Raw genomic sequence first — 23,447 nt, 5'->3', positions numbered from 1 at the left:
GCTTCCGTTTAGAAGCGCGTGCGAAGCCCAAGCCGGTAATTGCGTCCGATCGCATTGCCGATGAACGGGTTGAAGCCTAGCGGAAGCTGGGCTTCAGCAGGAGCGGCGTCGGTGAAGTTTTCGACCGCCGCCTGCACCTGGACCTCGGCACCGGCCAGTTCGAGATCGTATGTGACCGCGAAATCGTGTTGCGTGTAGGAGCCGCTCTCGACGCCGAAATTGGTCCCTACGCCGCCCGCGGTGCTGAAGCAGGGGTCGCGATTGATGCAGCGATCGTCGGTCACGCCATCGATATGCTGGATCGCGTAGCGCGCGTTGAAATCGCCGAAACCCAGATTGACGAAGACGTTGGCACGCCATTCGGGAACGGTGTTCGGATCGCGGAAGTAATTGCCGAAACCGACCGCGTCATAGGCGGGCTGCACGTTGACGCCCTGCACGATGAAATCGTCGAAGCTGTAATCGAGATTCCACACCGCATTGGCGCCGAAGGACAATTCGGCGGTATCGCCCAGCGGGAAGCTGGCGTTGAGCGCGAAATCGAGACCCGCGATCTTCACATCGGGGCCATTGACGAAATCGGTCCGCACGCGGCTGATGTCGATCCCTAGCGTCGTGCCCTGGACGCACTGGTTGTTCGAGAAGGTTATCAGGTTGACCAGCGGGCTCGAACAATCGACCGGCGCCTGGCCGTTTGTCTGGCCATTGCCGACCACGCTCGCGATCGCATTGCCCGGCGTAATCGTGATGCGATCTTCGAGATCGATCGACCAGTAGTCGACCGAGAAGGTCATATCGCCACCACCGACGGGTGCGGAGATGATTGCCCCGATATTGTAGGTGAAGGCGGTTTCCGGGCCAAGATCGGTCGGATTGCCGTAGATGTCCTTCGATTTGTAATTGCCGCCGGCGGCGGTGAAGCCTTCGAGCGCCGTGACGAAATTGGGTGAGACGTTCGACGCCAGCGGCCCGCGGAAGGTTGTGCCGACCGATCCGCGCAGCGTCAGCCAATCGGTCACTTCGAAACGCAGCGAGCCTTTCGGATTGACGGTCGAACCGATCGGGCTGCCGTAATCCTCGAAGCGGATAGCCGCGGACAGTTCAAGCCGGTCGGTGATCGGCGCATTGAGTTCCGCGAACAGTGCATACACGTCCTGTTGCAGGCTGACCGGGCGCGAACCGCCGAGGAAGATGAATGGCCCGACGCCCTCGGTGGTCGTCCCGACGCAGCTGAGGTCGCCCTCGATGAAGCACGGGTTCACATCGAGGTTCGATTCCTCGTTGTAGGGATCGCTGGTGTAGCGGTTGTCGCGGAACTGGCCGCCCACTGCGAAGGCCAGCGGACCGCCGCTGAAGGTGATCCCCGTTTCGCCCGCAAGGACCACATCGAAGACGAACTGCGATTCCTGCTCGCGTGTGCCGTTGGGCACTTGCAGCCACGCAACCAGTTCCTCGCTATTTTCCGCGCCTGGTCGGTAGAATGGGTTGGAGATGTTGAACGTGCCGTTGCCTTGTCCGGCATTGGTGAACGGGTTGAACCACTGGCAGCCATTGCCACCCGGCGTAACACCGTCGCAATCCGGCCCGCCGAGCCCGTTGAGCGCAGCCCGCAACCGCGACCCGACGATGCCGGGTGCGTAGAAATCGCGGTTCGACTGCCAGTATGTGCCGTCCACGTTCAACCGCAGCGTGTCGCTGAGTGCGAATTCGAAGCCACCGCTGAACCGATAGGCGTCGTTGATGGCGCTACCGGTGCCCGCGCCGCGATCTGCATCGCGCGGATTGCCGAGATAGCCGAACGGGCGATAGAGAACGTTGGTGACCGCCACGATCGGGTTGGTCGCCGAACTCTGCGGCAATCCGACCTGATCGAGAAAGGCGGCTACGCCCGGATTGGCTGGCGAAGTGGTGAAAGCGCTGACGAAGCCCGAACCGTTGGGGCCCTGCGTCGGCGGGAAGGCGGGCGAATAGTTGAGTGATTTGAGCTCGCTGCGCGAATAGAGCGCATCGGCGCGAAAGCGGATCGTATCGCTGAGATCGACGGTGAGCTCGGCGAAGGCCTGATAGCGGTTCTCGTCCTCGGTGATGTTGTCGAACGGGACATAGGTGAAATAGCACCGGCCCACATCGACCGTGCCGCCCAGATCGGTGCAGCCGACATCGGGGCGGATCTGTGTATTCACCGTTCCGGTTCCCGTGTCGAAATAGCTCACCGCGAACAGGCCCGGCGTTGCCAGCGCGGAATAGGCCGACGGGTTGGTCTCATAGCCGACATTGACGAAGTCACGTTGCGGCGTGCCCAGTTCGCTGCGGTGTTGCCAGCCGGCGCCGAACACCAGATTGCCGGAATCGCCCAGTTCGAAACCCGCGAGACCGCTGAGGCTGTAATTGTCGTCCGATCCGTCGATGAAATTGTAGTCGCCCTGGAACTCGAAACCGGTGAAGGTCGACCGGGTGATGAAATTGGCCACGCCGGCAATCGCGTCCGAGCCATAGGTCGAACCTGCGCCATCCTTGAGCAACTCGATCCGCTCGAGCGCGAACAGCGGCATCAGCTGCGTGTCGACGAAGCCCGCGCCGGGGCTGAGGATGGTACGCTTGCCGTTGAGCAGCACGAGCGTGCGCTGCGGGCCGAGCCCGCGCAGGTTAAGCGAACCGACGCCCTGGAAACCCTGCGCATCGGTGGAGAACTGGTTGCTGTCGCCGAGCGACGCGCCAACCGAGGGCAGTTCCTTGATGAACTCGAGCGGGCTGTCGACGCCCTGTTCGGCAAGATCGTCCGCCGTGAACACATCGACGGGGAGGGCGGCATCTTCGGGCGTGCCACGGATGTACGATCCGGTCACCACGATGCGATTGTCATTTTGCGTGGCGGCACCGGCGGTTTCCACCTCGGCCTGCGCGAATGCGGGCGATGCGTAAAGCGCAGCGGTGGCAAGCGCGCCCAGCGCACAACTATGGCGTAAAGTGAATCCGGTCATGTCCCTCTCCATCGGGGTACGTCTCTGCTTGCGTACCTCTCGATCGAAAGTGAAAGCGCGCTTTCGCTTTATGTCAAGTTAGCGGCTTTAGTCTTTCTGAAAATTGCGCGTTGCACCATGCCGTTATCTTCAAGCTTCTCCGGTGCTTAGCGCGGAGCCTACGGGGAATCCCTTATCAGGGCCTTTCGCAGTGGCACAAAAGACGAAAGGCCCGACATCCGAAGATGCCGGGCCTTCCGAAAGTCAGCTGAACGGCGGGCTTAGAAACCTGCGCGTACGGTCACGCCATAGGTCCGCGGCTCGGCGAGGAATGCCGAATAGGTCTGCTGCGGTGCCACGAAGGGCGTGTTGAAAGCAACCTGGCTGTAATCGATGTCGAACAAATTGTTTGCCCAGACTTCGACACCCCAGCGATCATCGGGGCCGGTGATGCCGATACGACCGTTGACCAGCGTGTAGCCGTCCTGTTCCTTGCCGTAGAGCAGGTCCGAACCGGTGTTGTAATCGCCGGTCGTACGCGCGTTGACGAAGAACAGGCCCGACAGACCCGAATTGCCGATCGGCGGGGTCCAGCTGAGCGAGGCGGTCGCCGTCACTTCGGGGGCGTTCGACAGATTGTCGCCCGGGAGCAGCCGGAGTGCCGGATCGAGCGGCGAACCGTTGTCGCGGCCGACCAGATTGTCCTCGTAGCTGGTGTCCGAATAGGTCAGGCCGACGGTCATCGTCAGATCGCGGATCGGGCTGAGCGAGGTTTCGAACTCGACGCCCTGTGCAATCACGCCGGGTGCGACATTGTCGGTCGCGCAGCTGCCCGTCGTCGCATCGCCATCACGGTCCAGGCCACCGAGGTCGGTGTCGCAGCCGTTGATGTTCTGCACGAGGAAGACCGAGCCGTTGAACGTGTTCAGCTGGAAGTTCTCGAATTCCTGGCGGAATGCGGCGACGCTGAAGCCCCACTTGCGGCTCGAATACTTCACGCCGACTTCGAAGGCGTCGACGGTTTCGGCATCGAACTGCAACGCGCTCGGATCGAGGTTGTTGACGTTGAAGGCGACCGGAACCGCCAGCGCCGAACGATCGAGGTTGAAGCCGCCGGCCTTGTAGCCCTTGGAGTAGGAGCCATAGACCATCCAGTCGGGATCGGGCTTCCAGCTCAGGATGGCGGTGCCGGTGAACTCGTCCTCGTCACGCGTGTCGGACAGCGTGACACCGTCGAGCTCGGCAGTGGAATTGCCCTGGCATGACAGCGAGATCAGGCCGCCCGCAAGTCCGGCCAGCGGCGTGGTGAGCAGCCCGTTCAGCAGGTTGCGTGCCTGCGGGCAGAACACGTTGTCATTGCTGAAGGCGGCGTTGAAGTCCTTGGTTTCGTTGGTGTAACGAAGGCCAAGCGTCAGATCGACCGTATCGGTGACATGGACGATGTTGTGCGTGAAGAGCGCGAAGTTCTCGCTCTTCTGGTTGTAGCGATCGCCGGTGCCGCCGATGTCGCGGACCTGCGCGAGATTGTTCATCCCGGCAATGATCAGCGGGGTGGCGGCGCCAAATGCCGGCGTACCAGTCAGCGTGCCGTCGATCGCGGCGACGTTGGCGCCGAGGCAGTTGTCTGCCGACGGATTGGCCAGCGCCGGGTTGATGGCCAGCGCGATGCGGCAGTTGGCGAAGGTGCCGTAGTCATTGCCGAACCGCAGATTGTCGCGCGTTTCCAGCTTCTCATTGGCGTAATACGCCCCGATCAGCCAGTCGAGCGTGTCGTTGAAGGCCGTCCCGTTCAGGCGGAATTCCTGAGTGAACGTCTTGAACTCGCGCGAGCCTGCATCCGGGCCCGGTGCGCGATACAGCAGGTCCACCTGCGTGTAGTCGGTGTCCGAACCCTGGAAGTTCGAATATTCGCGATAGCCGGTGATCGAGGTCAGCGTGACATTGCCGAAGTCCCAGTTGACCTCGCCCGAAAGACCCCAGTCTTCCGTCTCGCCGTCATAGGACCGCCCGGGGGTGACGTAGATATCGCGGTCGAAGGTCGACTGGCTCAGTGCGCGCGGGTCCTGACCGAGACCGAGCAGGATCGGCACGATCGGATTGTCCGTGCTGGTCAGCGCCGGACCGCCGTTCGGGCGGTTGAAGCCGTCCAGACCGGGCGAAACACGCGCGAGTGGCGCAAAGCTCGGCTGGACGAAGGTCGCGGCGCAGCAGGCTTCTTCCTTCTTCGCATAATCGCCTACCAGGCGGATGCTGAGGTCGCTGTTCGGCTCGAACAGCAGCTGGCCGCGAACGAGGTAGCGGTCGCGATCGTTGATGCGGACGTCGTTCACGACATCGTTGTAGAAACCGTCGCGCTCGAAATAGACGCCATCGATCCGCGCGGCGACCGTATCGCCGAGCGGCGCGTTGATCCCGGCTTCGACCTTGATCGCGTCGTAATTGCCATAGGTGAAAGCGCCGTAGCCGGAGAACTCGAACTCGGGCGGGGCGGTGTAGATGTTGATCAGGCCGGCCGACGAGTTACGGCCGCCCAGCGTGCCCTGCGGGCCGCGCAGGATTTCGACGCGGTCGAGCGGCCCGAGTTCGGCCATCGCGTTGCCCGAACGCGACCGGTAGACACCGTCGACGAAGACCGCGACCGAGCTTTCGAGGCCGGGGTTGTCGCCGACCGTACCAATGCCACGAATACGGGCGGAGCCATTGGCTTCGTTACCGGTCGAGGAAATCAGCAGCGAAGGCGCCACCTGGTTGAGGTCGCGGATGTCCGCGACGCCCGACTTTTCGAGCAGTTCGCCCGAGACTGCCGAGACCGCGACCGGGACGTCGGACAAAGCCTGTTCGCGGCCCTGCGCGCGGACGATGATGACATTGCCCTCATCGACATCGGCGGCATCGATTAGATCGGCTTCTTCGGTATTTGCCGCACCCGCGTCCTGCGCGTGGGCGATCGCCGGTGTAAGGGCGATCGCGCAGGCAAGTGCGCCCCGGGCACATTGATGGCGTAAACCAAACTTACTCATAATTTCTCCTCTTCCCGGGAGCCGCTTTTGCGGCGCCCATTTATCTTTTGTTGCCGTTCAAACCGCCCTCCCGTCCGCTGTCAAGAGACAGCGGACGAACGACGTCACCATTCGATGAATTAACGTACCGGCGTTTCTAAAATGTCGCAGTTCTGCGTGCGATCAATCGAATTTTCCGCCATTCTCCGCTTTGGTGCGCAGATAATTGCTCACGGGCAGTCCGTACTGCTCGAGTCCGGCCACGACCTTGTCGAGCCCGACCGTCTGCGCCCAGAACATCGGGCCGCCGGTATAGAGCGGCCAGCCGTAGCCGTTGATCCACACCACATCGATGTCGCTGGCGCGCTGCGCCATGCCTTCCTCGAGGATCAGTGCGCCCTCGTTGACCATCGGGTAGAGCAGGCGTTCGCGGATCTCGTCCTTCGAGATCTCGCGCTGCGGCTTGCCTTCCTTGGCGGCGAAATCGGCAATGATCTGCTTCACTTCGTCCGATGGCGTACGGTTGCGCGCTTCGTCATAGTCGTAGAAGCCCTTGCCCGCCTTCTGGCCGAAGCGACCGACCGCGCACAGTGCTTCGCGAATGGTCGTGACCTTGCTCGGGTCGCGGTGCCAGCCGATGTCGATGCCGGCTAGGTCGCCCATCTGGAACGGTCCCATGGGGAAGCCGAAATCGAGCAGGACCTCGTCCACCTCCCAGTAATTCGCGCCTTCCATCAGCAGTTCATTGGCCTGTTCCTGGCGCTTGGACAGCATGCGATTGCCGATGAAGCCCGGGCAGACGCCCGATACGGCGGCGACCTTGCCGATCTTTTTCGACAGTTTCATCACGGTGGCGAGCACGTCGTGCCGGGTTTCCTTGCCACGCACGACTTCGAGCAGCTTCATCACATTCGCGGGCGAGAAGAAGTGCATGCCGAGCACGTAGCCTGGCCGCTTGGTCGCGGTGGCGATCTCGTCGACATCGAGATAGCTGGTGTTCGAGGCGAGGATCGCGCCTTGCTTCACCACTTCGTCGAGCTTGCCGAAAACCTCCTTCTTCACCTCCATGCTCTCGTAGACCGCCTCGATCACGAGATCGCAATCGGCCAGGTCGTCATAGGAGAGAGTGGGGGTCAGCTGACCCATGGCCTGTTCGACCTGTTCTGCGGTCATGCGGCCCTTATTGGCAGTGTTTTCGTAATTCTTGCGGATTACGCCAGTGCCACGATCGAGCGCATCCTGCGCCATTTCGAGGATGGTGACAGGAATACCCGCAGACAGGAAATTCATCGCGATCCCGCCGCCCATCGTGCCTGCACCGATCACGCCGACCTTCTTGATCGGGATCAGCTGGGTGTCCTTGGGCACGTCGTCGATCTTGTTCGCTGCGCGTTCGGCGAAGAAATAGTGCCGCATGGCGGCGCTCTGCGTGCCGCCCATCAGTTTCATGAACAGCTCGCGTTCCTTGGCGACGCCGTCGGCATAGGACAATTCGCCCGCTGCCTTGACCGCCTCGATCGCCGCATTGGGGGCATCGAAGCCGCGGATGCGGCGGGCCTGCGATGCGCGGAAGCGGTCGAAAAGGTCGGGATCGCGCACGCCGTCCTCATTCGCCTTGCCCTCGGATGATCGCGGAACCGGCTGACCGATCTTCGTCTTGGCAAAGGCGATCGCGTCGGCTTCCAGGCTGTCTTCGCCCACCAATGCATCGAGCAGGCCGATTTTCTCGGCCTTCTTCGCCGGGATCGGGTTGCCACCCACGACAAGCGGGAGCGCGGCTTCCGCGCCGACAAGACGGGGCAGGCGCTGGGTGCCTGCCGCGCCCGGGATCAGTCCGAGCTTGACTTCGGGCAGGCCCAGCTTCGCCGAGGGCACGGCGACGCGATAGTGACAGGCGAGCGCGACCTCGCACCCGCCGCCCAGCGCGGTGCCGTGGATCGCCGCCACCACCGGCTTGTCGCTGGCCTCCATCGCATCGAGCGTCTCTGGCAGGTTCGGGCCGACGGGAGGCTTGCCGAATTCGGTAATGTCGGCGCCGGCGAAGAAGGTCTGGCCATCGCAGCGGATGACCACTGCCTCGACGCTGTCGTCGGCCAGCGCTTCGCCGATCGCCTCCTTGAGCCCGGCCCGCACGGCCTGCCCCAGCGCGTTGACCGGCGGATTGTCGGAAATGACCACGAGGACGTTGTCATGGCGTTCGGTGCGGATGGGGGAGGTCATCGGTTTCTCCTCAGGCATAGGTTTCGGTGAGTGCGGAATAGATCAGCGTTTTCAACTGGCGCCGGATCGGATAAGTCGACGAAGGATAGACCTGCGTCATGAAGACCATGGTGATGCGTTCGACCGGATCGACGAAGAAGGCAGTCGAATAGGCGCCGCCCCAGTAGAATTCGCCAAGGCTCGACGGCATCAGCGTTCTGGCCGGGTCGATCACCATGGCGAAGCCCAGACCGAAACCCGTTCCGGCATTGTTGGCTTCGGAAAACAGGCTGCTCGACATTTCGGTCAGGTCGGCATTGCCGGGAAGATGGTTGGTGCGCATCAGGCGCAGCGTCTTGGGGCTGATGATCCGTGTGCCGTCGAGTTCGCCGCCGTTGAGCAGCATGGTTGCGAAGCGGTGGTAATCCCCGATCGTGCCGATCAGGCCCCCGCCGCCGCTGTCGAAAGTGCCGTCCTGGTTGAGTTTACTGGTTGCCCCGGCATTGATCATCCGCGGCGCCTGGCCGGGGCGAAAGGCATAGGCATCGACCAGACGTTCGCTCTGGCCCTCGGCCACCCCGAAACCGGTATCTGCCATGCCCAGCGGCGCGAAAATGTGCTTCGCGAAGTAATCGCCCAGCCGCATGCCGCTGATCCGTTCGACCGCGATACCCAGCACATCGGTCGCGACCGAGTAGTTCCAGCCCTGCCCGGGGGCGAACTCCAGCGGCAGCTTCGACAACCGTTCGATGAAACCGTCGCTGTCGAGATGGTCGCGTGCGAAGTCGAAATTGTGCTCGCGGTAGACTGCATCGATATTGGTCCGGTTCTGCAGGCCGTAGGTCAGCCCGGACATATGCGTCAGCAGATCGACGAAGCGCATTGGTGGGGCGGGTGTGCCCGGCGCGAAGGGTATGGACCCGCCACCGCCGGCATAGACCGTCAGGTCGGCAAACTCGGGAAATACCCGAGTCACGGGTTCCTCCAGTGCGACCTTGCACTGTTCGACCAGTTGCATGAAGGCGACCGAGGTTACCGGCTTGGTCATGCTGGCAATGCGGAACAGCGCGTCGTCGCGCAATTCGCGACCATCGTCACCCATCGTGCCAAGGCGGGTGTAGTGGATCGGCTCGCCATTGCGCGCGACCAGCAATTGCGCGTTGGGCAGTTTGCCGCTGTCGACATAGGTTTGCGATAGGAACGGCGCTATTCGCTCCAGTCTCCCGGCATCGAAACCCTGCGTCCCGGCGTCCGCCAGTTCGACCATTATCGCTCTCCTCTCCGCGCATACCTATGCTTCTGTTTTGCACGAATAGCGATTTCATCTGTTCTTGCCACCCTCATACCTTTGCTTCGAAGGCGGCTTGCACAGACCCGCCAAGCAGGTTTAGACCACACGTTTGAGAGAGAGACTCGCCCGCAGAGGCGAGGATGAGGGGAATGCCATGAACGACCTCGCGCGTGCGATCGATTTCGTGCCGCCGCCGGGCTGGCCTGCCATGTCCAGAGCGCAATGTATCGAGCGCCTGACTGCACCGGGCGAGCGCTTCGAGATGGAAACCATCGATATTCGCGGGGTGCCAACACGCGTCTGGAAGAACGCCCCGGCGAACCTCGGGCAGGTGGCGCTGCTTGCCCGTACGCATGGCGAGCGCGCCTTCGCGATCTACGAGGACGAACGCGTCAGCTACGAAGGCTGGTTCCGCGCGGTCGCCAGGCTGGCTGCGGAATTGCGTTCGCGCGGGGTGGAGAAGGGCGACCGTGTGGCGCTCGCCATGCGCAACCTGCCCGAATGGCCGGTGGCCTTTTTCGCCGCCACGACGATCGGAGCGATCTGCGTGCCGCTCAACGCCTGGTGGACCGGGCCCGAGCTGGCGTTCGGACTGGCCAATTCCGGCAGTAAACTTCTGGTCTGCGATGCCGAACGATGGGAGCGGATCGTTCCGCATCGCGGCGATTTGCCCGAACTGGAAACCGTGTTCGTCTCGCGCGGTGATGCCGCAGGCGGCGAGCGGCTCGAGGACATTATCGGGACACCGAGTGATTACGGCGCGCTGCCCGCTGCCGAATTGCCCGAGGTCGAAATCGCTCCGGATGACGAGGCAACGATCTTCTACACCAGCGGGACCACGGGGCAGCCCAAGGGCGCGCTGGGCACGCACCGCAATCTGTGCACGAACATCGTGTCGAGCGCCTATAATGGCGCTTTCGCAGCCCTTCGCCGCGGTGAGGAGCCGCCCGCTCCGGTACAGAAGGTCGGGCTGACGGTGATCCCGCTGTTCCATGTCACGGCCTGTTCGGCAGGACTCATGGGCTATGCCGTGGCGGGGCACACGATGATCTTCATGCACAAGTGGGATCCGGTGAAAGCCTTCCAGCTTATCGAGAGCGAGAAGGTCAATCTGACCGGGGGGGTGCCGACAATCGCGTGGCAATTGCTCGAACATCCCGAGCGGGCGAATTACGATCTCTCGAGCCTCGAGGCGGTGGCCTATGGCGGCGCGCCCGCCGCGCCCGAACTGGTTCGAAAGATCCACGAGGAATTCGGCGCGCTTCCGGCCAATGGCTGGGGCATGACCGAGACCATGGCGACGGTCACCGGCAATTCAGGCGAGGATTATCTCAACCGGCCCGACAGCTGCGGGCCGCCGGTCGCGGTCGCGGATCTCAAGATCGTCGGGGACGATGGCAGCGAACTGGCACCCGGCGAAGTCGGCGAGTTGTGGGCGCGCGGCCCAATGGTGGTGAAAGGCTATTGGAACCGCCCCGAGGCGACCGCCGAAACCTTCGTCGACGGCTGGGTGCGCACCGGCGACCTTGCCCGGCTCGACGAGGAGGGCTGGTGCTATATCGTCGACCGCGCGAAGGACATGATCATCCGTGGGGGCGAGAACATCTATTCTTCCGAAGTGGAGAACGTTCTTTACGATCACCCGGCGGTAACCGATGCCGCGCTGGTGGGCATTTCCCACCCGACGCTGGGTGAAGAACCTGCCGCCGTAGTGCATCTCGCGCCGGGGATGACGGCCACCGAGGACGAATTGCGTGACTGGGTCGCTGCGCGATTGGCGAAGTTCAAGGTGCCGGTGCGCATCACTTTCATCGAAGACACCCTGCCGCGCAATGCCAATGGCAAGATCCTGAAGAAGGACCTCGGGGCGTTCTTCGCATGAACAGGCCGGCCGCTACGCGCAAGTTCGGCGAAAAGCGCGAAGCCATCGTCCAGGCCGCTGCGGTGCTGATCAACGAGGTGGGCGTCCAGGCGACCACGCTGGCCGAAGTGGCCCGCGCGATCGGGCTCAATGCGACCAGCGTGACCTATTACTTTCCGCGCAAAGAGCAACTCGTCGTCGCGGTGTACGACCAGACGCTGACGCTGATGGAGAACATTGCGCGCGAAGCGCTGGCGCAGGAAGACCCGGCCGCGCGTTTGCGCCATTTCATCGCCGCGCACGTCACCTTGCGTCAGCGTATCCGCGCAGGCGAGCACGGCCTGACGACCGCGCTATCCGAAATCCGCACGCTCGAGCCGGAAGTGCAGGATCCGCTGATGGCGCATTACCTGCGGATCGTCGATCTGGTGCGGCGCTTTTTCGGCGAATGGAGCAGCAATTCACAGCGCGCGCTGTTCTCCGCGCGCGCGCACATTCTGCTCGAGGCGATGATGTGGTGGCCGGTGTGGTCGATGCGGTATTCGGTGCTCGATTTCGCGCGCATCGAGGAGCGCCTTTTCGACGTGCTCGCGCACGGCCTGCCTGCGCAGCGCGGCACTTACGCGCCTCAACCGCTCAGCGGGAGCTGGCGCACGTCCGACGACGACGATGCGAGCCAGAACGAGGCTTTTCTTCGTGCGGCGACGGTGACGATCAACGAACGCGGCTATCGCGGGGCATCGGTCAACCGTATTGCCGAGAGCCTCAACGTGACCAAGGGCAGCTTCTACCATCACCACGAAGCCAAGGACGATCTCGTCCTCGCGTGCTTCCAGCACAGCTATGACCGGCTTTCGACGGTTCAAATCGCCGGGCGCGATATCGGGGTCGATTACTGGACCCGGCTGACCAGCGTGCTGGCCGAACTTGTCGACCTGCAGTTTTTCGATCGTACGCCACTGCTGCGTACCACGGCGCTGCAGGCGCTCGATGCCGAGCACAAGATCGGCGTCGTGACGAGGTCGAACCGGCTGGCGCGTCGCTTCGCCGGAATGCTGATCGACGGTATCGCCGATGGTTCGGTGCGCGCGATCGACCCGTTGGTTGCGGGGCAGGTTATCATGTCGACGGTCAACTCGGCTTACGAGGCGCGGCACTGGGCGGCGCGGTTCGATCCGCCGGAAGCAGCGACGCGAACCTATCTGTCGGTGATGTCCGAAGGCATGCTCGCTCCGTCAGGCTGAAGCGCGGGGCTCGCGCACGCGCCACAGCATCAGCGCCAGGCTGCCGATCAGCGCAGCGAAAGCGGCCACGATCAGCGGGGCATAGCCGAGCGCAGCGATGCTCAGGCCGACCAGTATCGGGCCGACCGAGGAAACGCCGCCTTCCACCGTAGTGGTGAGCGCGAGGCGCATCGGAATGTCTTCATGGGCGCCGAATTCGAGCACCAGCGTGACCGCAGCCATCATCCAGCCCGAGAAGCCAAAGCCAAGCGCGACGAAGCTGGCATAGACCAGCCACCCGTCGCCCAGCACCAGCAGGGCCAGCCCCGCGAGACTGCACAACAGCGATCCCAGATAGACCGCGCGAAAGCCTATCCGGTCGCCCAGCGATCCCCAGACGAGATTGGACATCGTGTCCGCCGCCAGGAATGCGAGGCTGAGCGAGCCGATCAACGCGCCGTCCAGCCCGAGCCGGTCGCCAATGAAGAGCGTCCAGAACGGCAGACCCACCCGCGCAACCGCGGCAAGGCCATGTGCGACCAGGAAGGCCCGAAAGTCGCGATGCTGCAACAGCTCGCCGAACTGGCCCATGCGGTCGCGCAGCGGCAACACGGGGCGCAATCGCGGCGCGTCGGGTTCGCGAATGCCGAGCCTGAGCACTACGAGACCCACCGAAGTGAGCAGAAATGCCAGCAGGAAGGTGGTGGCATAGCCGTTGCCAAGCCATTCCTGCGCGATGAAGTAATGGCCCGCTACCCAGGCGAGGCCCGCCGCGATCAGTCCGCCCGCCATGTTGCGGATGCCTTGTAGTCGACCGCGCCTGTCGATCGGGATGAGCTTAGCCATCAGCATCTGGAACGCGACGCGCTGCGCCCCGCTGAAGAAACCGAGCAGCAGGAAGGCTGCCAGAGTGACCGCGAGCAGGGCAGTGCCCTCGAGCGTCCAGGCCGCGATCGCAAGCGCCAGCACCATGACCCGCATGAGCGATCCGACGGTGACGGCATATGGCAGGATGCGCTTCCGGCTTTCGACCTGTGCTCCCGACAGGATGGGCGAAACCGTCCCGCCCAGTTGCAGCAATGCCGTGCCGAGGCCCACTGCGGCCGCGCTGCCGGTGAGCAGGTAGAGATAGGCGGGGATGATGGTCGGGGCGTAGATCAGGCGGAAGCCGGTCATGCCGAAGACGCCATGCGTCAGATTGGTGGCGTAATTGCGCCGGAGGTTCGCCTCCATGAAGGCGTTGTGGCGCCCCCAGACATCTTCGTCCGGGCGCGCCACTTCGTCATTGCCCGTGGTGGCGGGCGGTTCGTTCAATAGCTGGACAGCTTGGCGAAACGGCCCCGGAGATAGCTCGACGAACCCCAGCTTGCCTCGAGCACGCGGGCGCGCTTGAGGTAGAAGCCGACATCGTATTCGTCGGTCATGCCGATGCCGCCGTGCAGCTGGATGCCCTGGTTGCTGATCACGTGCAGCACGCGGTTCGCCTCGGCCTTGGCGACGACCGCGGCGCGAGCCACGCCGTATCCGCCGTCGACCGCCTGCAGACCCGCATCGACCGCCGAGCGCATTTGCGCGAGGTCGGCGAACAGATCGGCCATGCGATGCTGCAGCGCCTGGAAGGTGGACAGCACCTGGTTGAACTGCACGCGCTGCTTCAGGTAGTCGAGCGTCGTGTCGAACACCGCCTGCGCCATGCCGAGCATTTCGGCCGCGGTCAGCACCTGCGCGCGCGCGACAACATCCTCGAGCAGGCTGTCGCTGCCATCGTCCAGCTTTTCGGCAGATGCATTGTCGAACACGACATCGGCATGGCTGCGCTGGTCCGTGAGCTTGCGGGTGGTCAGCGCAACCCCATCGCCTTTTTCGACAAGATACAGCCCGTCGGTTGCCGCGACCACGAATAGATCGGCGCCATGCGCTTCGTGGACGAAGGCTTTCTTGCCGGTCAGCTTGCCCGCCAAGACATTGGTTTCGATTGCCGAAGGATCGTGATGCGCGCCTTCGTCGACCGCGAGCGTCGCCACCGTTTCGCCGCTCGCGAGCCTCGGCAGCCACTTGGCCTTTTGTTCGTCGCTCCCGCCGAGAATGATCGCGCTCGCGGCGATGGTCGTGGCGACCAGCGGGCTGGCGGTCAGCGTCTTGCCCAGTTCTTCCACCACGAGGCCGGCCGACATGAAGCCGAAGTCCGAGCCGCCATACGCCTCGGGAATGACGATCCCCGCCCAACCCATTTCGGCCATCTTGGCATAGGCGTCGGCACTATAGGCCTGCGGCTCTCCGGCCGAGCGGACTTTGCGGAATTCGGTGACCGGGCTTTCGTTGGTTGCCCAGTCGCGCGCCATGTCGCGCAGCATTTCCTGTTCTTCGTTGAGAACTGCCATGTTGTCCTGCTCCCCTCTCTTACTGGTGGTCGAGCATGCCGAGCACGCGCTTGGCGATGATGTTGTTCTGGATTTCGGTGGACCCGCCGTAGATCGTGGTGGCCTTGCCGAAGAGCCAGCCGCGGACCGCTTCGAGTTCGCCGTCGGTAAACTCTTCGCCTTCCCAGCCGAGCCCTTGCAGCCCGCGGATCTCGATCATCAATTCGCTGCGTTCCTGGCTCAGCTTGGTACCGAGCTTCTTGAGCACCGAGCTGATTTCCGACACGCCGCCCTGCGCCTTGCTTTCTTCCACCGCGCGCCGCGCGGTGAGCAGGAAGCTGTTCCAGCGGATCTCAAAATCGGCGATCCGGTCGCGCAGCACCTTGTCGGCGAGCTCGCCAGCCGCGTCGGTCTCGCCATATTTCTTGGCGATCTCACCAAGGCTGCGCCCCATCATGCTGGCGAGACCTCCGCCGCCCGAGATGTTGGTCCGTTCGTGCTGCAACAGGCGCTTGCCGATCGTCCAGCCCTGGCCTTCCTCGCCGACGAGGTTCTCCTTGGGCACCTTCACATTGTCGAAGAAGGTTTCGCAGAACGGGCTGGTGCCGCTGATCATGGTGATCGGGCGCACTTCGACGCCGGGGGCATCCATGTCGATCAGCATGAAGCTGATGCCGCGGTGCTTGTCGCTCTTGTCGGTACGGACGATGGCGAAGCATTTGTCGGCCCACTGGCCGCCGCTGGTCCAGGTCTTCTGACCGTTGACGATGTAGTGGTCGCCCTTGTCTTCGGCGAAGGTCTGCAGATTGGCAAGGTCCGACCCGGCATTGGGTTCGCTATAGCCCTGGCACCAGCGGATCTCACCTCGGCAGATCGGGGGGATATGTTGGCGCTTCTGTTCTTCACTGCCATATTCGAGCAGCGTCGGGCCGAACATCATCACGCCCATGCCGCCGATCGGGTTGTAGGCGCCGACCTTGGCGAATTCCTGCTCGACGATCTTCGCCTGCGCCTTGGTCAGGCCGCCGCCGCCATATTCCTTCGGCCAGGTCGGTGTGCCCCAGCCGCGTTCGCCGACCGCTTTGCGCCACTTGGTCTGCGCGGGCGTTTCGTCGGTGGGGCCGTCGACCCCGGCCAGTGCATTGGCCTTGCCCTTCAGTTCGGCGGGGAAGTGGGCCGCGAGGAATTGCTGCACTTCGCTGCGGAAGGCGTCCTCGTCGGCATGCAGGTGTGGTTCCAGCTGCGTTGCCATGTCTCTCTCCTCAATCTCCGTCGATCTGCATACTGCAAGCTTTACGCTTACGGAAATACGTTAGGGCATGCTTGACGAATGCTGCGCTTTGCGTCTCAAGCACGCGCATGAACGCGATACCCGAACTCCGAATCCGCATGCGCAGCTGGCTGTTCGCCCCCGGCGACAGCGGCAAGAAAATGCTCAAGGCGACCGAAAGCGACGCCGACATCGTCATCTTCGATCTCGAAGATGCGGTGGTCGAAAGCGGCAAGGCCGATGCCCGAGCGGCGATTGCCGAATTCCTTGCCGGGAAGAGCGTTGAGGAGCGCGCCCGCCTGTGGGTGCGGGTCAACCCGCTCGACGGACAGTGGACGGCCGATGATCTTGCCGCCGTCATGCCCGCCGGGCCGGGCGGGATCATGCTGCCCAAATCTCGGGGCCGCCATGATGTCGAACAACTCGACAGCATGATGAGCGCGCTCGAGCAGGAAAACGGCATCGAGCCGGGCAGCACGCCGGTCATTGCGCTGGTGACCGAAACCGCCGCGGCAATGTTCACTACCGGCGATTACGGCGGCCTGTCGCGGCTGGCTGCCATGACCTGGGGCGCGGAAGATCTGGCAGATTCGCTTGGTGCGCAGAGCAACAAGGATTTCGAAGGTGAGTTCGCTTTCACCTACAAACTCGCGCGCAGCCTGTGCCTGCTCGGTGCAGTGGCTGCCGAAGTGGTTCCGGTGGAGACGATTGACACCAATTTCCGCGACCTCGTGGCGCTGCGCAAGCGTGCCATCGAAGTGCGCCGACAGGGTTATCGCGGCATGCTCGCGATCCATCCTGCACAGGTGCCGGTGATCAACGAGGCCTTCACGCCGACCGAAGAGGAAGTGGCAGAAGCACGCGAGATCGTCGATCTGTTCGCAGCCAATCCGGGCGCCGGAACGATTGGCTGGAAGGGCGGTATGCTCGATCGACCGCATCTGTCGCGCGCGCGCCAATTGCTCGCGCAGGTCGAAGGCTAGACCCCTCCAGTACCTAACGCGGGTTGTTCGGCCCGGCTCAGAGCTTCGCAACCTCCGCCAGCACGCGCTCCGCCCATTCGGGACGGCAGATCAACAGGTCGGGCATGTAGGTGTCGCGATTGTTGTAGGTCAGCGGGCTGCCGTCGATCCGGCTGGCGTGCAATCCATGCGCGAGCGCGACCGCAGCGGGGGCGGCGCTGTCCCATTCGTACTGGCCGCCAGTGTGGAGGTAGATCTCAGCTTCGCCGCGGACCACCGCCATCGCCTTCGCTCCTGCACTGCCCATGCCGACCAGTTCCGCGCCGATCGCCTCCGACACCGCGACCGCTTCGGCAGCAGGGCGGGTGCGGCTGACGACCATGCGCGGGGTTTGCGCTGCTGCGGGCACTGTTACCGGTGTATCGGTGCGCAGGACCACATCGAGGCCGGGCAGGGCAACCGCGCCGATTTGAGGCCTGCCGTTCACGCATAGCGCGACATGCACCGCCCAGTCGGCCCGCGCCTCGCCATATTCGCGCGTGCCGTCGACCGGGTCGACGATCCACACGCGTTCTTTCGACAGGCGCTCGTCGGTGTCCTTGCTTTCCTCGCTCAGCAAGCCGTCTTCTGGGCGTTGTTCGCGCAGCGCATGGACGAGGAACTGGTTGGCGGTTTCGTCGCCCGCTTTGCCCAGTGCCTTGCCGGTGAACATGGCGCTGTCGCGGACTTCGACCAGAATTCGGCCCGCAACCTGGGCGAGATGGGCGGCAAGTTCGGCGTCGGTCATAAGTCTCGGTCGGTCCCCGTCGTGTGAAGCAGCGCGGGGGCATGGCAGAAACATCGGAGAATGCGAAGGGGCTCCGCTTCATGCGCATGGTTTTACGCCGCCAGACGATGACGACGGTTGCCCATTGGTCGGGGCGCGACTAGCTGGACAGGAGATGTTCGATCCTCAGGCATTCCGCGATGCGCTTGGCAGCTTCGTCACCGGCGTGACCATCGTGACCGCACGCGACGGGGAGGGGCGCCCCTATGGGCTGACCGCGAACAGTTTCAACTCGGTGAGCCTCGACCCGCCGATGGTTCTATGGAGCCTGTCGCTGCGCTCCGGAAGCCTGCCGGTGTTCCGCGATGCAGCGAGCTGGGCGGTGCATGTGCTCGCAGCCGACCAGCAAGGCATGTCCGACCGTTTCGCCCGACCGGGCATGGACAAGTTCGAAGGCCTCGATCCGTGCGACGGGCCCGAGGGCGCGCCGCTGCTAAGCGGCTATGCGGCGCGTTTCGGTTGCCGTGCGCAATTCGAGTATGAGGGCGGCGATCACGCCATTTTCCTGGGCGAAGTCGTCGATTTCGATCGCCGCGACGCCGAACCGCTCATCTATCATGGCGGCCGCTATGGACGGGTTATGCGCGCACCGACGGGAGAAGACCTCGAGCGCGAAGGGCTGGCCGAGCGCGAAGGCGGCGGGCTTTCCCTTACGGCGAGCGGGGCGGATTTGCTGGCCGCGCTAGAAGCACTGGCGAAGCGCTAGACTCAGCGCCGCGCTGCCGATACCCGTTGCGAAAAGCAACCAAGGGAAGAGGCACAGCACATGAAAACTCGCATCACCGAAATGTTCGGCATCGAGCACCCCATCATCCAGGGCGGCATGCACTATGTCGGGTTCGCAGAGATGGCCGCAGCGGTTTCGAATGCGGGCGGCCTGGGCATCATCACCGGCCTGACGCAGGGCACGCCCGAGAAGCTCGCCAACGAGATCGCGCGCTGCAAGGACATGACCGACAAGCCGTTCGGCGTGAACCTGACCTTCCTGCCCACGGTCAACTCGCCCGATTACCCCGGACTGGTTCGCGCGATCATCGAAGGCGGCGTGAAAGCGGTCGAAACCGCGGGCAACAATCCCGCGCAGGTGCTGCCCTATTTCAAGGACGCCGGGGTCAAGGTGATCCACAAATGCACCAGCGTGCGCCACAGCCTCAAGGCGCAGTCGATCGGGTGCGATGCGGTCAGCGTCGACGGCTTCGAATGCGGCGGTCACCCGGGTGAAGACGACATTCCCAACATGATCCTGCTACCGCGCGCCGCGGACGAGCTCGACATTCCTTTTGTCGCTAGCGGCGGCATGGCGGATGCGCGCAGCCTCGTCGCCAGCCTCGCGATGGGCGCCGAAGGCATGAACATGGGCACGCGCTTCATCGCCACCAAGGAAGCGCCGGTGCATGAAAACGTGAAAAAGGCGATCGTCGCGGCGAGCGAACTCGACACGCGCCTGGTCATGCGGCCGCTGCGCAATACCGAGCGCGTCCTGACCAACGAGGCGGTCGAGCGGCTGCTCGAGAAGGAACGCGCACTGGGCGCGGACCTGAAGTTCGAGGACATCATCGAGGAAGTCGCGGGCGTCTATCCGCGGATCATGAGCGAGGGCGACATGGACGCGGGCGCATGGTCATGCGGCATGGTTGCGGGCCTCATCAACGACATTCCGACCTGCAAGGAATTGATCGACGGAATCATGGCGGAAGCCGAAGTGCTGATCCGCCAGCGGCTCGCCGGTTTCCTGGATAGCTGAGGAGAGACGGAACATGCTCGATACCAGTTATCGCACCGCATATAACGAAGACCACGAGGCCTTCCGCGACACCGTGCGCAAGGTCTTTGCCGAGCACATGACCCCCTTTCTCGACCAGCACGAGGAGGAGGGCATCGTGCCGCGCAGTGCTTGGAAGGCGCTGGGCGAGGCGGGCATGCTGTGCCCCACGGTCAAGGAAGAGAATGGCGGGCTCGGCCTCGATTTCGGCTTCAATTGCGTGCTCTGCGAGGAGCTGTCCTATCTCGGCAGCTCGGCAGGGTTCACGCTGCAGAACGACATCACTGCCAATTACATCGAGCGGCTCGGCACCGAGGAACAGCGGCAGAAATACCTGCCCGGCATGGTGTCGGGCGACATCATCTCGGCCATCGCCATGACCGAGCCGGGGGCGGGCAGCGACCTGCAGGGCATCCGCACCACCGCAATCAAGGACGGCAACCATCTCGTGGTGAACGGGTCCAAGACCTACATCACCAATGGCCAGAACGCCGATGTGATCATCGTTGTCGCCAAGACCGATCCCGCACAGGGCGCCAAGGGTACGTCGCTGGTGCTGGTCGACGCCGATGCCGAGGGCTTCGAACGCGGGCGCAACCTCGACAAGATCGGCCAGCATTCGGCCGACACCTCCGAATTGTTCTTCAACGACGTGCGCGTGCCGATGACCAATATCCTCGGCGGCGAAGGCCGCGGGTTCATCCACCTGATGGAAGAACTGCCGCAGGAACGACTGGGCATCGCGGTGGGCGGGCAGGCTGCGGCGCAGCGCGCCTTCGACGAGGCGGTCAAGTTCACCAAGGACCGCAAGGCCTTCGGCAAAACGGTGTTCGAATTCCAGAACACCAAATTCGTGCTCGCCGATCTCAAGGCCAAGCTGCAGGTCGGCTGGGCGCATCTGGACTGGGCGATCAAGAAACACCTCGCGGGCGAGCTTACCACCGACGAGGCAAGCGCGGCCAAGCTGTGGCACACCGACTTGCAGTGGGAAGCCTGCGACGTCGCGCTGCAATTGCATGGCGGGGCGGGCTATATGAACGAATATGCGATAGCCCGGCTGTGGCGCGACGCGCGCGTCACACGCATCTTCGGCGGTACCAACGAGATCATGAAGGAAGTTATCAGCCGCTCGATCTGAAGGAACGTTTATCCATGTCCGATCCGCTTGATTTCGCAAAAAAGACCGTTCTCGTCGTCGGCGGGTCGAGCGGTATCGGCAATGGCATTGCGCATGGGTTTCGCAAGCGCGGGGCCGCCGTACATGTCACCGGCACGCGGGCCTCTGCAGGCGATTACCGCGTAGAGGATGGCAGCGATCTCGCAGACCTCGTCTACCACAGCGTGGACGTCGCGCGACCTGGCGCATTTGCCGCGCTCGATCTGCCGCAGCGTCTCGATGTGGTGGTGCTGTGCCAGGGCACGGTGCGCTACAACCGCGAGGAATTTACGCGCGAGGGCTGGGACGCGGTGATGGAGGTCAATCTCAATTCGTTGATGGACTGTGCGCGTGCGGTGCGTCCGGCGCTGGCCGACGGGGGCGGGTCGCTGATCGTGGTCAGCTCGGTCGGCGCTTTCCATGCGATGATCGGCAATCCGGCCTATGCCGCCAGCAAGGCGGGCGCGGTCAGCCTCGTGGGATCGCTCGCGCAGGCCTGGGCGGGTGAGGACATTCGCGTCAACGGTATCGCCCCGGGCCTTGTGCCAACCAAGCTGACAAAGGTCACCACGGACGATCCGCAACGCGCTGCGGGCGCGGTGGCACGCATCCCGGCCGGGCGCATGGGCACGCCCGAGGACATGGCGGGGGTAGCGCTGTTCCTCGCTTCTCCGCTGGCCGCCTATGTCACCGGCCAGACCATCCGCGTCGACGGCGGACTGACGCTTTCATGAACGGAGCCGAGCGATGGAATATGTTAACCTGGGACACTCGGGGCTGAAGGTTTCGCAGCTCTGCCTCGGCTGCATGAGCTATGGCGATACCAGCAAGGGCTGGCATGGCGACTGGGTGCTGTCCGAGGACGAGAGCCGCCCGTTCATTCGCGAGGCGGTGGAAGCCGGGATAAACTTCTTCGACACGGCGAACATGTATTCGCTCGGCGCGTCGGAGGAAGTCATCGGTCGGCTGCTGCCAGAGTTCGCGCGGCGCGACGAGATCGTGGTGGCGACCAAGGCCTTCCTGCCCTGGCGGCAGGCCCCCAACGCCGGCGGGCTGTCGCGCAAGGCGCTGATACAGGCGGTGGACGACAGCCTGACGCGCCTCGGCATGGACTATGTCGATCTCTTCCAGATCCATCGCTGGGACGATACCACGCCGATCGAGGAAACGATGGAGGCGCTGCACGACATCGTGAAGGCGGGAAAGGCGCGCTACATCGGTGCCTCATCGATGTTCGCCTGGCAGTTCGCCAAGGCGCAGGAAGTCGCGCGCGCCAATGGCTGGACGCGCTTCATCGCGATGCAGAACCACGTCAACCTGCTCTACCGCGAGGAAGAGCGCGAGATGTTGCCGCTCTGCGCCGACCAGGGCGTGGGGGTCATTCCGTGGAGCCCGCTGGCGCGTGGCCGGCTCGCACGCGCCTGGGACGAGACGACCGTGCGCAGCGAGACCGACGGGTTCGGGAAGCTGCTCTACCGCCAGCAGGAGCATGCCGACCGCGCGATCGTCGAGGCAGTCGGGGCGATTGCCGCAGATCGCGGCGTATCGCGCGCGACGGTGGCGCTGGCATGGCATTTCACCAAGGGCGTGACTGCGCCGATCATCGGCGCGACCAAGCCGGGTCATATCGGCGCGGCACTCGAGGCGGTGACGCTTGGCCTGACCGACGAGGAAGTGGCGCGGCTCGAAGCGCCCTATCTGCCCAAGGCGCCCGTCGGCGTGGCCTCCACTGCGCCGCGCGACTGGTCGCTGACGCAAGTGGCGCGCTAGGCCGAAGCGGGCCTTTCCGCCCAAGTGTTACAAACCCGCCTTAGAGGTCACATACAAGTCATATGACTGCGGCATCGCTGCCCCGACTGGTGGGGTGACAGCCGCGTGCGAACGATCAATATATTCCTGACCGACCCGGTGGCGGGCGATTTTCCCGACTTCGACAATGGCGATCTGCGTTATGCTTTCGCACGCCTCTTTCCCGACGGCCCGCGACGACTGGTCGAAGGACCCGTCTGCGCCTTTGTCGACTGGGTGATGGATGATCTCTCGGGGCTCGAGATGTGCCGCAGGCTGCGCTCGGACCCGCGCATGGAAGACGCGCATATCACCATCGTGCTCGAGGAGGATGATGCCGAGGACAAGCGCCGCGCCCTGCGCGCAGGAGCGGACGATTACCTCGTCGGCCCGGTTGATCGAACCACCGTGCTCGACCGGGTGATGGCGCTGCAGATGGGCTGCGCGCAGCCGCGCGTGAACGAACGGCTCGAACTGGGCGCGCTGCTGGTCGATCTGGCGGCGCTGCAGGCGCGCTGGAACGGCCGGGCGCTCGACCTCAGACCCAATGAATTCCGCCTCCTTCATTTCCTCGCACAAAACCCCGATCGCGTGCTGTCGCGCGGCGACCTGATCGCGGCGCTGGACAAGCAGGAACCGCCGATCGACGAACGCACGGTCGACGTCTGGATCGGCCGCCTGCGTCGTGCCTTGCGCAAGGTCGGCGCGGGCGAACGCGTACGCACGGTACGCTCGCTGGGATATGTCTACGACAGCTACGATTGAGCATAGGCGGCAACAAAGGCTTTGC

Annotated in this window: 17 protein-coding genes; 9 read left to right on the top strand and 8 right to left on the bottom strand. The window is 63.7% G+C overall.

What is annotated here, in order from left to right; translation table 11 throughout:
• Window positions 1–8: 8 nt before the first annotated feature.
• From FHS69_RS13465 to FHS69_RS13450, 4 genes are all read right to left on the bottom strand, one after another.
• Window positions 9–2,981, bottom strand: coding sequence for a TonB-dependent receptor domain-containing protein (locus FHS69_RS13465; protein ID WP_243844664.1), 2,973 nt, complete (start codon window positions 2,979–2,981; stop codon window positions 9–11).
• A 260-nt stretch (window positions 2,982–3,241) separates the two neighbouring features.
• Window positions 3,242–5,980 carry a TonB-dependent receptor gene (locus FHS69_RS13460; RefSeq protein WP_166778104.1) on the bottom strand — a complete coding sequence of 913 codons (2,739 nt, stop codon included), beginning with the start codon at window positions 5,978–5,980 and terminating at the stop codon, window positions 3,242–3,244.
• A 162-nt stretch (window positions 5,981–6,142) separates the two neighbouring features.
• Window positions 6,143–8,179 (bottom strand): 3-hydroxyacyl-CoA dehydrogenase NAD-binding domain-containing protein, encoded by a 2,037-nt coding sequence (locus FHS69_RS13455; RefSeq protein WP_166778103.1) that lies wholly within the window; start codon window positions 8,177–8,179, stop codon window positions 6,143–6,145.
• Window positions 8,180–8,189: 10 nt separating this feature from the next.
• A complete protein-coding gene (locus FHS69_RS13450) occupies window positions 8,190–9,425 on the bottom strand; it encodes a serine hydrolase domain-containing protein (RefSeq protein ID WP_166778102.1) in 1,236 nt (411 codons plus the stop codon).
• Between the two features lie 178 nt (window positions 9,426–9,603).
• Here FHS69_RS13450 and FHS69_RS13445 point away from each other — a divergent pair, with 178 nt between their 5' ends.
• Together FHS69_RS13445 and FHS69_RS13440 are read left to right on the top strand one after the other, a co-directional pair.
• A complete protein-coding gene (locus FHS69_RS13445) occupies window positions 9,604–11,331 on the top strand; it encodes a class I adenylate-forming enzyme family protein (RefSeq protein ID WP_166778101.1) in 1,728 nt (575 codons plus the stop codon).
• Window positions 11,328–12,554, top strand: a complete 1,227-nt coding sequence (locus FHS69_RS13440; RefSeq protein WP_166778100.1) for a TetR/AcrR family transcriptional regulator — start codon at window positions 11,328–11,330, stop codon at window positions 12,552–12,554. The genes FHS69_RS13445 and FHS69_RS13440 overlap by 4 nt, the downstream gene beginning before the upstream one ends.
• Here FHS69_RS13440 and FHS69_RS13435 read toward each other — a convergent pair.
• The 3 genes from FHS69_RS13435 to FHS69_RS13425 are packed head-to-tail and all read right to left on the bottom strand — an operon-like array spanning window position 12,546 to window position 16,145.
• A complete protein-coding gene (locus FHS69_RS13435; RefSeq protein WP_243844663.1) occupies window positions 12,546–13,847 on the bottom strand; it encodes an MFS transporter in 1,302 nt (433 codons plus the stop codon). The genes FHS69_RS13440 and FHS69_RS13435 overlap by 9 nt on opposite strands.
• Window positions 13,844–14,914: an acyl-CoA dehydrogenase family protein gene (locus FHS69_RS13430; protein WP_166778099.1), complete on the bottom strand. Its 1,071-nt coding sequence runs from the start codon at window positions 14,912–14,914 to the stop codon at window positions 13,844–13,846. Before FHS69_RS13430 ends, FHS69_RS13435 begins: the two co-directional genes overlap by 4 nt.
• Before the next feature lie 19 nt (window positions 14,915–14,933).
• Entirely contained in the window at window positions 14,934–16,145 is a 1,212-nt protein-coding gene (locus tag FHS69_RS13425) for an acyl-CoA dehydrogenase family protein (protein WP_166778098.1), read from the bottom strand.
• Window positions 16,146–16,252: 107 nt separating this feature from the next.
• On the opposite strand from FHS69_RS13425, the gene FHS69_RS13420 reads away from it, so the two are divergent.
• Complete coding sequence (locus FHS69_RS13420; RefSeq protein ID WP_166778097.1) at window positions 16,253–17,146, top strand: HpcH/HpaI aldolase/citrate lyase family protein; 894 nt, start codon at window positions 16,253–16,255, stop codon at window positions 17,144–17,146.
• Between the two features lie 37 nt (window positions 17,147–17,183).
• Here the strand turns inward: FHS69_RS13420 and FHS69_RS13415 are convergent, their stop codons facing one another.
• The gene (locus FHS69_RS13415; RefSeq protein WP_166778096.1) at window positions 17,184–17,912 is read right to left on the bottom strand and encodes a 3'(2'),5'-bisphosphate nucleotidase CysQ; all 729 of its coding nucleotides are present in this window, start codon (window positions 17,910–17,912) and stop codon (window positions 17,184–17,186) included.
• 154 nt (window positions 17,913–18,066) lie between these two features.
• Here FHS69_RS13415 and FHS69_RS13410 point away from each other — a divergent pair, with 154 nt between their 5' ends.
• The 6 genes from FHS69_RS13410 to FHS69_RS13385 all read left to right on the top strand — a co-directional run bounded on the left by FHS69_RS13410 (window position 18,067) and on the right by FHS69_RS13385 (window position 23,422).
• Window positions 18,067–18,657 carry a flavin reductase family protein gene (locus tag FHS69_RS13410; protein WP_067468275.1) on the top strand — a complete coding sequence of 197 codons (591 nt, stop codon included), beginning with the start codon at window positions 18,067–18,069 and terminating at the stop codon, window positions 18,655–18,657.
• Window positions 18,658–18,717: 60 nt separating this feature from the next.
• Window positions 18,718–19,695, top strand: coding sequence for an NAD(P)H-dependent flavin oxidoreductase (locus FHS69_RS13405; protein ID WP_130587063.1), 978 nt, complete (start codon window positions 18,718–18,720; stop codon window positions 19,693–19,695).
• A gap of 13 nt (window positions 19,696–19,708) precedes the next feature.
• Entirely contained in the window at window positions 19,709–20,851 is a 1,143-nt protein-coding gene (locus FHS69_RS13400) for an acyl-CoA dehydrogenase family protein (protein WP_130587062.1), read from the top strand.
• Between the two features lie 14 nt (window positions 20,852–20,865).
• Window positions 20,866–21,603, top strand: a complete 738-nt coding sequence (locus FHS69_RS13395) for an SDR family NAD(P)-dependent oxidoreductase (protein ID WP_166778095.1) — start codon at window positions 20,866–20,868, stop codon at window positions 21,601–21,603.
• Between the two features lie 13 nt (window positions 21,604–21,616).
• Complete coding sequence (locus FHS69_RS13390) at window positions 21,617–22,639, top strand: aldo/keto reductase (protein WP_166778094.1); 1,023 nt, start codon at window positions 21,617–21,619, stop codon at window positions 22,637–22,639.
• Window positions 22,640–22,744: 105 nt separating this feature from the next.
• Window positions 22,745–23,422: a winged helix-turn-helix domain-containing protein gene (locus FHS69_RS13385; RefSeq protein ID WP_166778093.1), complete on the top strand. Its 678-nt coding sequence runs from the start codon at window positions 22,745–22,747 to the stop codon at window positions 23,420–23,422.
• Window positions 23,423–23,447 lie beyond the last annotated feature (25 nt).

Source organism: Qipengyuania flava, assembly GCF_011762005.1.
GTDB classification, from domain to species: Bacteria; Pseudomonadota; Alphaproteobacteria; order Sphingomonadales; family Sphingomonadaceae; genus Qipengyuania; species Qipengyuania flava.
This window is presented reverse-complemented; position numbering and strand designations above follow the sequence as displayed.